Source organism: Tenacibaculum sp. M341 (genome assembly GCF_004337695.1).
Taxonomy (GTDB): Bacteria; Bacteroidota; Bacteroidia; order Flavobacteriales; family Flavobacteriaceae; genus Polaribacter.
Genome location: NZ_SJXJ01000001.1, coordinates 346,242 through 362,346 on the forward strand (window position 1 = coordinate 346,242; position 16,105 = coordinate 362,346).

Annotated in this window: 12 protein-coding genes; 11 read left to right on the plus strand and 1 reads right to left on the minus strand. The window is 26.0% G+C overall.

Translation table 11 applies throughout. The annotated features are described in order from the left end of the window. Positions 1-51 precede the first annotated feature (51 nt). Positions 52-585, minus strand: a complete 534-nt coding sequence (locus EYW44_RS01440; protein WP_132721659.1) for a hypothetical protein — start codon at positions 583-585, stop codon at positions 52-54. A gap of 216 nt (positions 586-801) precedes the next feature. Between EYW44_RS01440 and EYW44_RS01445 the strand changes: the two genes are divergently transcribed. The 11 genes from EYW44_RS01445 to EYW44_RS01495 all read left to right on the plus strand — a co-directional run bounded on the left by EYW44_RS01445 (position 802) and on the right by EYW44_RS01495 (position 16,100). Next, entirely contained in the window at positions 802-1,356 is a 555-nt protein-coding gene (locus EYW44_RS01445; protein ID WP_132721661.1) for a hypothetical protein, read from the plus strand. Positions 1,357-1,584: 228 nt separating this feature from the next. Next, positions 1,585-1,854 (plus strand): hypothetical protein, encoded by a 270-nt coding sequence (locus EYW44_RS01450; RefSeq protein WP_132721663.1) that lies wholly within the window; start codon positions 1,585-1,587, stop codon positions 1,852-1,854. A 376-nt stretch (positions 1,855-2,230) separates the two neighbouring features. Continuing rightward, positions 2,231-2,929, plus strand: coding sequence for a hypothetical protein (locus tag EYW44_RS01455; RefSeq protein WP_132721665.1), 699 nt, complete (start codon positions 2,231-2,233; stop codon positions 2,927-2,929). Beyond that, positions 2,922-5,645, plus strand: coding sequence for a TonB-dependent receptor (locus tag EYW44_RS01460; RefSeq protein ID WP_132721667.1), 2,724 nt, complete (start codon positions 2,922-2,924; stop codon positions 5,643-5,645). The genes EYW44_RS01455 and EYW44_RS01460 overlap by 8 nt, the downstream gene beginning before the upstream one ends. Before the next feature lie 2 nt (positions 5,646-5,647). Then, the gene (locus tag EYW44_RS01465) at positions 5,648-6,838 is read left to right on the plus strand and encodes a DUF4249 domain-containing protein (RefSeq protein ID WP_132721669.1); all 1,191 of its coding nucleotides are present in this window, start codon (positions 5,648-5,650) and stop codon (positions 6,836-6,838) included. Between the two features lie 9 nt (positions 6,839-6,847). After that, positions 6,848-8,509, plus strand: coding sequence for a hypothetical protein (locus EYW44_RS01470; protein WP_132721671.1), 1,662 nt, complete (start codon positions 6,848-6,850; stop codon positions 8,507-8,509). Positions 8,510-8,610: 101 nt separating this feature from the next. After that, entirely contained in the window at positions 8,611-9,792 is a 1,182-nt protein-coding gene (locus EYW44_RS01475; protein WP_165872132.1) for a DUF4249 domain-containing protein, read from the plus strand. A gap of 89 nt (positions 9,793-9,881) precedes the next feature. Continuing rightward, complete coding sequence (locus tag EYW44_RS01480; RefSeq protein WP_207893729.1) at positions 9,882-11,057, plus strand: DUF4249 domain-containing protein; 1,176 nt, start codon at positions 9,882-9,884, stop codon at positions 11,055-11,057. Between the two features lie 354 nt (positions 11,058-11,411). Beyond that, positions 11,412-12,182: a hypothetical protein gene (locus EYW44_RS01485; protein WP_132721677.1), complete on the plus strand. Its 771-nt coding sequence runs from the start codon at positions 11,412-11,414 to the stop codon at positions 12,180-12,182. A 6-nt stretch (positions 12,183-12,188) separates the two neighbouring features. Continuing rightward, complete coding sequence (locus tag EYW44_RS01490) at positions 12,189-14,906, plus strand: TonB-dependent receptor (RefSeq protein ID WP_132721679.1); 2,718 nt, start codon at positions 12,189-12,191, stop codon at positions 14,904-14,906. Positions 14,907-14,909: 3 nt separating this feature from the next. After that, complete coding sequence (locus EYW44_RS01495; RefSeq protein WP_132721681.1) at positions 14,910-16,100, plus strand: DUF4249 domain-containing protein; 1,191 nt, start codon at positions 14,910-14,912, stop codon at positions 16,098-16,100. The last annotated feature ends 5 nt before the right edge of the window (positions 16,101-16,105 follow it).

The following is a 16,105-nucleotide window of genomic DNA, read 5'->3' on the forward strand; positions in this document are numbered from 1 at the left end:
AAAAGCAATTACAAAATATTTTGTAATTGCTTTTTTTTAGTTGCAAAGTATTTATTTAGTTTTACGAAGTACCACTCGCTGTACATTGGTAACTGAAAAACCAGCAATATCATTTTCCTTGCTAATCTCTTTACCCGATGTTACTTCAAAAATAAGTTTGTCACCTAAAAATTCTGTAGAAGCAGTTAAATGAGTGTCTTTTACTTTAAATGAACTATACAATTTATCGCCTACATTATAAGTCATCAATTTTATTCCATTTTCTTCATCTAAAACATAACGACCAGTTTCTAAATCATTAATAATAAGTTTATAATCTTTTACAATTGTTCTTTTAGGAGATAGATATTCAGTTTTCCAAACATACTTGCCAGTAATATCTGTTTTTGCAACCGTAAACTTTACATTAACATTATCAAGAAGTTTATTATTACCGTAGATTTGCATAATACCTTCCCATACACCTAAGCATTTTTCAGGAAAAATAGCTTCATCTTTTGGTTCGGAATTATTTGTCATATTTTTTTGTTGAGCTATACCAATTATTGAATGTATGCTTATTAGTAGAACAATTAATTTTTTCATATTGTATTTATTTAAATGATGATTAAGGTATGCGTTATTTATAAATTATGATTTGATAAAGAGCATCACAATTTTGTGTGGTTTCAAAATTATTTAACAATCTTACAATAAAAAATAGCAAAAATTAGCTTTTTAACAGTTTTAGCAAATAATAACAACTAATTTTAAATTATTGTTCTTTTTGAACAAAATCGACCAAACTTTACATCTAAAATAATGAATGCATATTTATTATTCTTTTTAGTACTTATTAGTAGCTCAGTATCATCTCAAAATAATGAAAGAGATCAGAAAATTTATGCTCTTTTTGATAATACTGTAAATCAAATTAATACAAAATTAAGTTACGGAACTGTTTATAAAGAAAAGTACATCAAAAAAATAAAAGAGAATCATAATTTTTTTGTGACAGATCAATTTAAAAAAGGAAGTATAAATTACAGAGGAGAAGTTTTTTGTAATGTTTTTTTAAAGTATGATATAGTTGATGATTTTATCGTTTTAAAGATTTTAAATTTAGATGGGTATGTTTCTATAGTTCCTGAAAAAGAATTGGTGAAAAGCTTTCAAATAGAGGATAGGTCTTTTATAAAAACTGAAGAATACGGTTTTGTTGAAAACGTTTTTAAAAATGATGGTTTTCAATTACTGAAGAAACATTTAAAATTTGTGAAAGAAAATCAAGATGATAAATACATTCATCATACTTTTAAAATTGAAAAAGAAACGTTTGTAGAAATAATAGACAAGGCTAAGATTAGAAATCTATAAGAGGGAGATAGGTTTATAGTTCCGTTATCAGATATTGATGAAATAAGTTCAGTAGAAAGTTTACCATCACTATTAATTGTAGAGGGTCATGTAGTTCATAATCATAATGATTTTATCGATTACGATAGTAGAAAAATAAAAAGAATATCCATTATTATAGATAAATACTTTTATGGAAATGCAATCTATCAAGGAGTTTTATTGATAGAAACTTTTAAAAAAGATTACATGCTTAATAATAATCAAATAAAAGAATTTGAGGTTTTAAATGTACAACCAGAGAAAGAGTATTTCTTTCAAAGTTATCAAAAAGGTAGTAAAAAAAGAATTCCAGATTTTAGAACTCAATTATATTGGAATCCAAATCTTATTTTATCAGAAAAAAATACAATAAGCTTTTATAATTCAGATGTTTCTGGTGATTTTGAGATTGAAATAACGGGAGTAACACAAGAAGGTAAAACTATTTCTACAAGAAAAGAGTTTAAAGTTGAGTAATCATTAATGGTTTTACTAAATAATTTATTGGAAAAAGATTTAAAAAATATATAAATGTTAAAAACAATAGCAAGTTGTTAAAATGTTTGTTGTGGATATTGGAAATTCGTGTGAAAAATATATATTAGCAGTATCAGCCAATAAATCTTATAAAAATTATTATGAAAAACTGTTTACTACTGTTTTCAATTTTTCTGTGTATGCTATGTATTTTACAAATTGTTAGAATAAATCTTACACAGCTCACTAACGCTAATTGTTACTCCAATATTATTTTAAAACATAAATTTTATTTTGAAATTAAAGTTTTAATGAACATACGTGCTTATTATTTGCTACAGTTAAGTTACTCATTAAATTAATAAATTGTTAATAAATGAAAAGAAATATCTTATTGATATTGGTGTTTTTCATCAATATCCCTATGTTTTTTGCTCAAAATCAAGATTCTAAATTATACAATACTTTTGATAACAAAGTTGGTAATGAAAATGTAAACTTAAATTACGGAGTTGTTTTTGAGGAAAAATATCGCAAGAAAAAAGGAAACCATAATTATTTCATATCCGAAAGGTATCAGAAAGGTCAACTTAAATTTCGCAATCAAGTTTTTTATGATAAGTATATAAAATACGAGTTGAGTGAAGATTTATTGATTTTGAAAGTAAATACTAAGAGTATAGAAGAGTCTATTATACTTGATAAAAGTTTAGTGTCAGAATTTCAAATTGCAGGTAAAAAGTTTATTAATTATAATGATTATGGTTTCTTAGAACAGGTTTACTTTTCTAATACTTTTTCACTTTTAAAGAAATATCATAAAAAAAGAAAGGAAAATAAAGATGGAGCATATGTGTATTATACTTTTAAAAAAGAAATAAAACATCTTGTTGATTTTGATGATAAAATTTTTACGGTAAAATCAAAGAAAAGTTTTGAAAGAGAATTTCCAAATCAAAAGAAAACTATTACACAGTTTTATAAGAAAAACAAATTCCTTCAAAAGAATAACTACAATAAATTTATTGTAGAGTTAATGAAATTAATTACATCAAAAAAGGCTAATTATGAATAAGATTTTGCTATGTTTTTTTCTTCTTATAAGTTTTGTCAAAGTTTTTTCTCAAACAAAAAAGGAAAAAATCTCTCTAGAAATAAGAAACTTAAATAAAAAACAAATTATACAGCTTATAGAAGAGAAAACTGATTATAAATTTTTCTATTTAAAAAAATGGATGGATACTGTAAAGAACACTCACTCTTTTAAAAATAGAAATATAGGTGAAATACTTGAAAAAGTGTTTGAAAACAGTGATGTTAATTTTCATGTATTAGAAAATAATAAGGTAGTTCTCACAAAAGGCTATCTTATAAAAAGAAGTGTATATCAAACAGATAATGAATCTCTAACAGAAGATGTTTCTTCAGTTGTATTTGAAAAAGGTAAAAATGAAAACTTTATAAAGATTGGTAGAGAGAGTTTGACCAAAAAGACCAACTATACAGTTAAAGGATATGTAAAAAATATAACCACAAAAAAAGCTATAGAAGGTGTATCTGTATATGAAAAAAGTACAGGGAAATATGTTGTTACCAACAAAAATGGATTTTATAGCATAAATGTTCCTTTTGGTAAAAATGAATTAGAAGTTTCTTTTATAGATTATGAAAAGCAATCAAAGAATATTATAGTTTTTGAAAACGGAAATTTAGATTTTTTTATTAGAGAAACATCTGAACAATTAGATGAAATTGTAATAGATGGTAACATTAATAAAAATGTCAAACAAACAATAGCAGGTGTAACACAAATTAAAGCAGAGAAAATAAAAAATATACCACTGGTTTTTGGGGAAAGAGATATACTTAAGGTAGCCACTACTTTACCAGGAATAAAGTCTACAGGTGAAGGCTCTGAAGGGGTAAATGTAAGAGGAGGAAAGGTAGATCAGAATTTATTTTTATTAGATGATGGAATAATATATAATCCTACACATTTTTTAGGTTTGTTTTCTGCAGTAAACCCTTTTACGACTAAGGATGTAAAAATATATAAGGGTAGTACTCCAGCAGAGTATGGAGGTAGGCTTTCTTCTGTTTTTGATATAAATTCTAAAAATCCCAATACAACAAAATTTAAAGGAGAAGCATCTATAGGACCTGTTACAGGTAATCTTAGTGTTGAAATACCAGTAATTAAAGATAAATCAGGTTTAATGCTTGGTGTAAGAAGTACGTATTCTGATTGGATATTAAATCTTTTAGATAAAGATAATTTTGAAAACAGTAGTGCTTCTTTTTATGACGTTATAGCAAAGTATAACCATAAAATTAATGATAATAACTCTTTAGAGGTAACTGGTTATCATAGTTTAGATAAATATCAAATAGCATCAGATTCTATAAATAAATATGGTAATTCAATAGCTTCAATTAATTGGAGACATCAATTTAATGAAAAGAATACTGGTAATCTGATTCTATCAAATAGTAAGTATTTCTTTAGTATAGATTTTGATGATGATACTAATCAAAACGGTTTTAATTTAGATTATAATATCAATGAAACTAATTTGAAATTGAAAATGAAATATTTACATTCTGAAACTCATAATTTTGATTATGGTTTAGAGTCTAAATTATACAATATATCTCCTGGTACAATTTTACCTAGTAGTACCAATTCAGATATAACACCTTTGTCCATAGCTAAAGAAAGGGCACTTGAAAATGCCGTTTTTTTAGCTGATGAAATAAAAGTTACTGATAAATTGAATGTTAATGTAGGTTTAAGGTTTTCTCAGTTTTTGGCATTAGGTGCTTCTTCACAAAACTTTTATCAGAATGGATTACCTAAAAATTCTTCGAATTTATTGACAACTAAAAGTTATGGTAATAATGAAATTTTTAAAGCATATCACGGATTAAGTTATCGTTTATCAGGTAGATACTCATTAACAGAAGACTTGTCTTTAAAAGGTAGTTTTAATAAGTCATTTCAGTATATTCACAGGTTAAATAATAATACTACAGCAACGCCTATAGATACTTGGAGGTTGTCAAATGTAAATATCAAACCTCAAATAGGAAGACAGGTTACCTTAGGTCTTTTTAAAAATATTAAAGGAAATAAGTATGAACTTAGTTTAGAAGGGTATTTTAAAGATTATGATAATTTATTAGATTACAAAACTGGGGCAACTTTATTACTAAATGAGAATATTGAAACTGATGTTCTACAAGGAGATGGAAAATCTTACGGAGTAGAATTTTTAGTAAGAAAAAACGAAGGAAGACTAAACGGATGGCTTGGGTACAGTTATTCAAGATCATTAATTCAATTTAATAGCCAATTTGAGGAAGAAACTATAAATAATGGAAAATATTTTCCAACAAATTATGATAAACCTCATGACTTTAGTGCTGTTTTAAACTATAAGTTAACTGAAAGGTATAGTTTTTCAGCAAATTTAGCGTATCAAACAGGTCGACCGATTACTTATCCTACAGGAAAATATACCTCTAATGGAGTAGAGTTTTTAACCTATAGTTTTAGAAATCAATTTAGAATTCCTGATTACTATCGTTTGGATATTGGGATTAATATTGAAGGAAATCACAAAATTAAAAAGTTTGCACATAGCTTTTGGAATATATCAATTTACAATGTTTTAGGTAGAAATAATCCGTATTCGATATTTTTTGAAACTGTAAATGGTAATGTAAATGGTTATAAGAGTTCTATATTTTCAAATCCAATACCAACGATTACTTATAATTTTAAATTTTAAAAATGAAGTTGAAAAAGTATAAAGTTTGGTTTTATTTTATTTTAATAACAAGTTGTATAGAACCTTTTGATATAGAAAATCTTTCATTTGAAAAGAATTTAGTAGTAAATGCTGTAATTACTAATGAATTCAAACATCATATGATTGAGTTATCAAATACAGTAGAGTTAAATTCAGATGAAGTTAAATTTGAAACAGATGCTAAGGTTTCTATTGTAGATAGCAATCAGTTAGTACATAGGTTTATAGAAGTTAGTGCTGGTAAATATGAGTCTGAAGAAAAATTTAAAGCAGAGTTAAACTTAGAGTATAAGCTTATCATAGAAACCAAAGATGGGCAAGTTTATGAGTCAACTTCAGAGAAGTTAGCAGAAGAAACTTCTATAATAGAACAAATCAATACAGATGTAATTCAAGATAATTTTGAAACGAAAGTTATTTTAAGTGTTGATACTAAAAGTTTTGACGATGATCAAAAATTTTATAGATATGAATATGTTGAAACTTATAAAGTGACACCTCCTTTTTGGAGAAAATATAGAATAAAAACTGTTTTAGATACTTATCCTTATGAATTTGATCTTGAACTAAAAGATTTTGATAGATTTTGTTATCCGACTAGTGCCTCCAAGAAAATAATTTTAAAAGGAACAACGAATCTATCAGAGAGTTCTATTCGAGAGTTTCCTGTAAGGAGTATTCCTATTGAAGATATCGCTTTAAGTATACGTTATAGCATTTTGGTTAAACAGTTCTCTATTAATCAAGAAGTGTATAATTATTATAAATTATTAGAAAAATTTTCTATTTCTGATAATGTCTTTTCACAAACGCAAGTAGGAAAAATCCCCAGTAACATAAGGAGTATTGATACAAAAAATAAAGCTGTTGGATATTTTCATGTAGCATCTGTATTTACAAAGAGAATATTTTTTGATAGAGACAAGGTAACTGATACTTATTATAACAATAATACATCAGGTCAATGTTATAATATTTTTGCTCCGCCTGTAAGAGCAAGAGATGGAGAATCACCTTTGTTAAATCTACTTAGAGAAGAAAGGTATGTTTATTACGGTTTATCAGATGAAATCTCAGTTATTCAATTTGCTCCATATCTAGTAATTCCAAGGGAATGTGGTGATTGTAGACATTTAGGACCTGCTGAGAAACCTGATTTTTGGATAGATTAATTAAAAATTATGAAAAAAAATATTTTAATAATAGTATTGTTATTACAATCGATATTAACCATAAAAGGACAAGATAGAACAGAAAGTTCTCAAGTATTTAATAAAGTATTAAATGAAAAAGTACAGATTCATTATAATTCTAATTTTCTAGTAACAGGAGAAACACTTTATTATAAACTCTATTGTTTAAATTCTTATACAAATAAAATTTCAAAGAATAGTAAAGTAGCTTATGTCGAGATTGTAGATAATGAGGATAAAAGTATTTTAAAGCAAAAAATTAATTTAAGAAATGGACAAGGAAATAGTGAAATTTTTATTTCTTCTAAAATCCAATCTGGACCCTACAAATTAATAGCTTACACTAAATGGATGGGGAGTAAAGGTTCTTTTTCTCAAAGTAATATTTTTATTATGAATCCATTTTTTAGAAAAATTGAAAAAATTGATGAAAGTAATAAAGAAATCATTACTAATAGAAACATTGATAATGCTTTTTTACCTGTAAAAATAGACAAGTATAATTATGGTAAAAGAGAAAAAGTGGTGTTAGAATTTAAAGACTCAATATTAAAGAGTAATTTGTCTATATCAGTTAGAAAAAAAAATAAATACATTCCAAATAAAGCAATAATTATTAATAAAGGATCTATTAATACTACAAAAAATGATGATTTAGCTGAATTAAGAGGGAGTTTGATAAAAGGTTGTTTAAAAGCTAAGAATGGAGAAGAAATTTCTAATATAAAATTATCATTGTCATTAAATAGTTCAAATAATTTACCATTGACTGCAACTACTGATAAACAAGGAAATTTTTTCTTTAATGTTAGTGAATTAAATAATGAATCTGTGTATTTGCAAGTCTTAAATGTTAAAGGAGCTGATTACGAGATTAAATTAGCAAAAGAAGATGTTCCTAGTTTTAGTTTTGGTAAAAATTTAGATTTTAAAGTAAATGATAGTTTGATAGCTATAATGAATAAACAGAGTATTTATTCTCAAATAGAAAATTCTTATTCAGATGTTAAAAAAGATTCTTTAATTAAGAAGCCTAGTAATTTCCCATTATTAAGTACAGAGAAAATTACATACAAGTTAGATGATTTTAAGAGGTTTAAAACAATAAAAGAAACTTTTACAGAAGTTGTTGAAGGTGCAAGAATTATTGGGAAAGATAAAGACCAGAAGGTGTATGTTGTAACCAATTCAAAGTTTATAAACACAAAATCACTTGTTATAGTAGATGGTAATATTGTTATGGATCATATAAGTTTTGTAAATCTCGATCCAAAAGAAATAAATTCTATTTCATTAATAAATAAACCTTTTTTCTATGGTAATGATATTTATTCTGGAATTGTTTTTGTAGAAACTTTTGAAAAAAATCAACTGTTAAATACTAATGTGTTAAAAGAATTTAAAGTTTTAAAAGTACAACCTAATAAGAAATATTTTTTTCAAAGATATGACGATGATTTATCAGAAGAAATAGATAGAGTACCTGATTTTAGAACTCAACTATATTGGAATCCAAACATAGATTTATCGAATAAAAAATCACTAAATTTTTATACTTCAGATGTTTCAGGAGATTTTGTAATTGAAGTAGAAGGGGTAACAGAAGATGGTAGACTTATATCTTTAAAGAAAGAGTTTAAAGTGGAGTAATTGAGGTTTTTACTTGATTTGTTGTGATTTAATTAAAAGCAAAATAGTTCAATATTTTATAATCATACTATAATAACAATAATGTAAATTTAAAAATGAAAATGAAAAAATATAACATTTGGTTCTGTTTTATTTTGATAGTAAGTTGTATTGAACCTTTTGATATTGAAAATCTTTCTTTTGAAAAGAATTTAGTAGTAAATGGAGTTATTACTAATGAGTATAAGAATCATACAGTAGAATTATCAAATACTGTAGAATTAAGTTCTGATGAAATAATAAAAGAAACTGAAGCAAAAGTTTTTGTAGTAGATTCTAATAGTCAGTTGTATAGGTTTTTAGAGGTAGAAAATGGAAGGTATGAATCTGAAGAGAAATTTAAAGCAGAGTTAAATTTGGAGTATAAGCTAGTAATAGAAACAAAGGATGGAAAAATTTATGAATCAACACCTGAGAAACTTGCTGAAGAAAATTCTATAATTGAAGAAATAAACAAAGATGTAATTGAAGAAAATTCTGAAACAAAAGTGGTTTTAAGCATTAATGCCAAAAGTTTCGATGAAGATCAAAAGTTTTACAAATATGAATATATTGAAACATATAAAGTAACCCCTACTTTTTGGAATAAATATAGAATCAAAACAATTTCTGATAGACCTCCTTATGTGTTTGATCTTGAATTAAAAGATTTTGATCGATTTTGTTACCCAACTAATTATTCGAAAAAAATAATAGTAACAGAAACAACTAACTTATCTCAAAACTCTCTTCGTAATTTTCCTATAAGAAGTATTCCTTTAGAAGATGTGGCATTGAGCATTCGTTATAGTATTTTAGTTAAGCAGTTTTCAATTAGTCAAAAAGCTTATAATTATTTTAAGCTACTAGAAAAGTTTTCTATTTCCGATAATGTTTTTTCTCAAACACAAGTAGGCAAAGTTCCTAGTAATATAGAAGATACTCAAACAGGTAGTAAGGCTGTAGGCTATTTTCATATTTCATCTGTTAATTCAAAAAGATTTTTTTTGAATAGAGAAGAAGTAACAGATGCTTTATATGATAATAATACTTCAGGTCAATGCTATGAAACTTTTGCACCTCGTGTTAGTATACGTGATGAATCCCCTTTGTTAGAGATATTAAATTCTGGACGGTTTGTTTTTTATGGATTATCAGAAGAAATTACTCCAATACCAGTAGCTCCTTATCTTATGATTCCAATAAAATGTGGTGATTGTAGGCATTTAGGTCCAGCTTTAAAACCTGATTATTGGATTGATTAAGAACAAGTATAAATGTATATTAAATAATAATCATTTTAAAAACAGTCTATGTTAAATTAAATGATTGATAAAGAAAATGTATAATGAAAATGAGAAGATATAATATTTGGTTTTGTTTTATTTTACTAATAAGTTGTATTGAACCTTTTGATATTGAAAACCTTTCGTTTGAAAGAAGTTTAGTAGTAAATGCGGTTATTACAAATGAATTCAAAAATCATTTAGTAAAATTATCTAATACTGTAGAACTAAGGACAGATGAAATTATAAAGGAAACTGGAGCTAAAGTATTTATTGTTGATGATAATCAATTAGTATATAATTTTATAGAAATAGAAGAAGGTAAATATGAGTCTGAAGAAAAATTTAAGGCTGATTTAAATATAAGTTATAAGTTAGTAATTGAAACAAAAGATGGAAAAGTATATGAATCAACTCCGGAGCAATTAATGGAGGAGAATTCTATCATTGAGTCTATAAATAGAACTGTAATAGAGGATGATTCTAAAACTAAATTAGTTTTAAGTGTTGATTCAAAAAGCTTTGATGAAAATAAAAAGTTTTATAGGTATGAGTATAGTGAAACATACAAAATGGCTCCTAATTTTTGGAATACTGAAGAACTTAAAGTTTTTTCAGACACACCTCCATTTGTAATTGCTCCAGTACTAAAAGATTATGGTAGGTTTTGCTATCCAACTGTACATTCAAAAAAAATACTTCTGGCTGAAACTACTAAATTATCTCAGAATTTCATTCGCGAATTTCCTGTAAGAACAATACCTATAGATGATATTGAAATAAGTATAAGGTATAGCATTTTAATAAAGCAATTTTCAATTAGTCAAAAAACACATAATTATTATAAGTTGTTAGAAAAATTTTCGGTTTCTAATGATGTTTTCTCTCAAACCCAAGTTGGAAAAATTCCAAGTAATATAAAGAATATTGAAACAGGAAAACAAGTGGTAGGATATTTTGATGTTTCTTCAATTTCATATAAGAGAATATTCTTTAACCGAGAAAATGTAACAGATGAATTATATTACAATAATATATCTGAATGTTATTTTTTAAAGCCCTCTTTAGCAATTAGAGATGAATCTCCTTTGTTAAAATTACTTGAGTCAGGTGAATATGTTTTTTATGCTAGAAAAGACCCAGAGTCTAATTGTCCTGGAGGTCCTTATATATTGGTACCTAAAAAATGTGGTGATTGTAGAGATTCTGGTCCTTCAACTAAACCTGATTTTTGGATAGATTGAAATTATAGGATTAGGAGTTAGAGAGATTGGAATCCAAATCTTATTTTATCAGATGAAAACACTATAAGTTTTTATACATCAGATGTTTCTGGTGATTTTGAGATTGAAATAACAGGAATAAAACAAGAAGGTAAACCTATTTCTACAAGAAAAGAGTTTAAAGTTGAGTGATCTTAAATAACAATATGTTGATTTTTTAAGAGATGAAATATATTTTAAAAGGAAATAAGAGTTAATATTGAGAAAATCGTAAATAAACATTGTAAGTAGTGGATTTATTGTATTGAATTATAGGAAATTGGTGTGAATTATATATATTAGCAATATCAGCCAAAAAATCTTATAAAAATTATTATGAAAAACCGTTTGCTACTGTTTTCCATACTTCTGTGTAATATTACTTTTTCACAGCAAGAGAAAACTTATTATGCCCAATTTGATCATATTGTTAACCCTAAAAACACATCTTTAAGCTATGGAGTGCTTTTTAAAGAAAAATTTAGAAAGTTAAGGGGAGATCATAATTATTATTTAACGAATTATTTTTTAACAGGAAATGTTAATTATCAGGGAGAAAAATTTACTGATGTCATTTTTAAATATGATTTAGTAGATGATCAAGTAATTGTTAAAATACCAGATAATGACGAAACTTTTATTTTCATTTTAGAGAATAAATTGGTATCAAATTTTACAATTAAAGATATTGCACCAATAAAATCTAAAACTATTAGTATTAAAGAAGAGTTAGTTATAAGTAAGTTGAAAAGAGAATTAAAAACCACAAACTTTATCAATACTAATAGCTCTTTTGGATTTGTAGAGCCACTAACTAAAAACAAGTTTTTATCACTTTATAAAAAGTACAAGAAGAAGGCATATAGAAAGTCAAAAGAAAACTTTGTTCATTTTGAATTTAGTGAAAGAGTAAGGTATTTACTTGAATATGATGGAGAATTTCGATTTGTGAAAAGCAAGAAAGATTTTGTCAAAATATTTCCAAATTTAAAAAAACTTATCTCTAACCAATTCAAGAGTAAAAATTATATTAGAAAAAAGAATCCAGATGCGTTTTACCAAGAATTAGTAAAAACGATCAATCAAAAACTTATTGAAATCAACTAAATAGCTATGAAAAAGATACTTTTATTCATTGTAATTGTTTCTTGGGTTAACAATATTTTTTCTCAAAACAATTCAAAAAAGATTTCTATTGAATTTAATCAACTAAATCAAAAGGAAATCATTCAAATAATAGAAAAAAACACTGCTTATGAATTCTTTTTTTTAGAAGAATGGTTGAGTGATAGAAAAATAACAAAAACCTTTTCAAATGCTTCTTTAGAGCAAATATTAGATGAAATATTTATTGATACAGATATAAATTATTCAATTATAGAAACAAGTAAAGTTATTTTAACTAAAGGAGTTTTAATTAGACCAACAATTTTTGAAAATGTAAAAAACACCAATAGTGTTTCACCTATAATAGTAGAAAATTACGATGATGTTGATGTTTTTATAGGTAAAGAAAAGAGTCAAAGATCAGATTTATATACAATAAGTGGTTATGTGATAAACGATAAAACAAATAAACCTATTGAAGGAGTAACTATTTTAGAAAAAGAGAAAAATATTTACACAACTACGAATAAAAAAGGATATTATAAATTACAGTTACCGTATGGAAAAAATAACTTAGAAGCTAGATATGCTGGTTTTTCTAATGATAGTTATACGTTGGTTATATACGATAATGGTTCTTTAAACTTTTCAATGTTAGAAAAATTAGAAGAATTAGATGAAGTAGTTATTCAGGGTGAAAAAGATAAAAACTTACGCGAAACTGTTACTGGTATAACTCAGTTGAAAGCTGAAGACATTAAAACAATACCACAAGTTTTAGGAGAAAGAGATTTGTTAAGAGCAGTTTTAACTCTACCAGGAATCAAATCTGCAGGAGAGGGAGCGGAAGGAGTAAATGTTAGAGGAGGAAAAGTTGATCAAAATTTATTTCTATTAGATGATGGAGTAATGTATAATCCTACTCACTTTTTGGGATTATTTTCTGCTATAAATCCTTTTACTACTGATGATTTAAAAATATATAAAGGAAATATTCCGTCAGAATATGGTGGTAGGCTTTCCTCAGTTTTTGATATGAAAACAAAAGAAGGTAATACTCAGAAAGTAATAGGTGAAGCATCCATAGGACCTGTTACAGGAAATATTAGTGTACAAACTCCAATTGTAAAAGATAAATCATCTTTATTAATAGGATTAAGAAGTACTTATTCTGATTGGATTTTAGAGCTTTTGGATGACAAAAGATTAAAAAATAGCAATGTTTCTTTTTATGATGCAATAGCAAAACATAGTCATAAGTTTAACGATAAGAACTCTCTTAAAATTACAGGTTATTACAGTAAAGATAAGTTTCAAATAGCTTCTGATTCAATTAATAATTATAGCAATATTATTGGAACATTAAATTTTGAACATAAATTTAACGATAAGCATAAAGGGAATTTAATTTTAGCAAATAGTGGATATAATTTTAATATTGACTATAAAAATGAGGGAAACAGAAACTTCAATTTAAAATATAGAATTAACGAAACTGATCTGAAGTTAAAAATGCAGTACAAGCATTCTAAAAAACATGTATTTCATTATGGAATCGAGTCAAAGTTATATAATGTATCACCAGGTAATATAAATCCAAGTGATCAAAATTCCACAGTAATACCTTTAAATATAGCAAAAGAAAGAGGTTTAGAAAATGGTGTTTTTATTTCAGATGCAATTAATTTAAATAAAAAGTTATCCTTTGATGTAGGTTTACGTTTTTCACAATTTTTAGGATTAGGATTAGGATTATCTGAACAGAGATTTTATGAAGAAAATTTACCTAAGAACGAGTCAACATTATTAAATACAATATCCTATAATAATAATGAAGTATATAAAGCTTACCAAGGATTTAGTTATCGTTTTTCAGGTCGATATGCGTTTGAAAATGATTTGTCTATAAAAGCAGGAATAAACAAGTCATTTCAATACATCCATAGATTAAGTAATAATACAACAGCATCACCAATAGATACTTGGAGGTTGTCAGATGTGAATATTTTACCAGAAGAAGGAACACAGTTTTCTTTGGGAGTTTTTAAAAATTTAGCAGACAATAACTTTGAATTAAGTTTAGAAGGATATTATAAAGATTATAAAAATTTAATAGACTACAAGACAGGTGCGACATTATTATTAAATGAAAATATAGAAACAGAAGTTTTACAAGGACCAGGTAAATCTTATGGAATAGAATTTTTATTAAGAAAAAAAGTTGGAAGAGCCAATGGTTGGCTAGCATACACATATTCTAGATCATTCATAAAATTAGATAGTCAGTTTAAAGAAGAAACTGTTAATAATGGTGAGTTTTTTCCTACAAATTACGATAAGCCTCATAGTTTAGATGTTGTTTTTAATTATAAAATCACGAACAGATATAGTGTTTCTAGCAATTTTAGTTATCAAACGGGAAGACCTGTAACATATCCAACAGGAAAATACATATTAAACGGTATTGAATACTCAAACTATAGTAATAGAAATGCTTTTAGAATTCCTGATTATTACCGATTAGATATTGGAATTAATATTGAAGGGAACCACAAAATTAAAAAGTTTGCTCATAGTTTTTGGAACATTTCTGTGTACAATGTTTTAGGTAGAAATAATCCTTATTCAGTTTTCTTTGAAACAGAAAATGGAAATATTAATGGATATAAGAGTTCTATTTTTTCTACGCCAATACCAACAATCACCTATAACTTTAAATTTTAGATTATGAAAAGAAACACATTACACATATTATTTTTTTTGATCATGGTTTTGAACAATAGCTGTGTTGAACCTTTCGAAAACGAAAATATCGCTTTTGACGATTTATTAGTAGTTGAAGCCAGAATAACAAATGAAAATAAACATCATATTATTAAGTTATCAAGAACTATTCAGATAGATTCTATCAATAATATACCTGAAAAACAATCTATAGTATGTGTAATAGATGAAGCACAGAATGTATATAATTTTTCAGAAATTAGCGAAGGTATTTATAAATCTGATGTAACTTTTGAAGCAGCATTAGGGAAGAAATATAAATTAAATATTAAAACAAAAGATAAAGGAGAATTTACTTCAACTTTCGAATCTATTACTGGTGTTTCAGAGATTAAAAATATTAATTATTCGATTGAGGAGAATAATCTTAAAGAAGAAATTATTCAAATTTCCTTAGACAGCAAAAGTTTAGAAAAAAATGCTCGTTATTATTTATTTGAATATGAAGAAACTTATAAGTTAGTTGCACCTTACTGGACACCATTTGAGTTAGAGTTAGTGCCCTATCCACCAGAAAATATTCTTGTAAAAAGTGATCAAGGAGGTCATGTTTGTTATAAAACAGATTTTTCGAATAAAATCATTCAATCGGAAACACAGTCTTTATCTGAAGGAGATTTAAAAGGTTTTGTAGTTCGTTCTATTTCAACTCAAAACTACATAGTAGCTCATAGATATAGTATACTTATAAAACAATATGTTCAGAGTTTAGAAGCCTATAGTTTTTACCAGGCATTAAAGAGATTTTCAGAGTCAGAAGGAATTTTTTTAGAAAATCAAGTAGGTTTTATTCAAGGAAATATTACTTCTGAAAATGACGATAATAGACAAGTAATCGGTTTTTTTGAAGTTTCCTCAGTTTCTGAAAAAAGAATATTTTTTAATTCTGAAGATTTGAATATTGATGTTATAAATAATTATCCAGAAGAATGTATACTAGTAACACCTGCTGTGTTAAGCGGAGATGGAGAATCTAAACCTCTTTTAAATGCTCTTAGTAATGGATATCAATATTGGGATTTAAACTCCAATGTATCCGATACTATGCCAGGTCCTTACTATGTCGTTAATGACAGTTGTGCTGATTGTAGATTTGTTGGAGAAGCAGAAAAACCAGATTTTTGGATAGATTAAGAAAA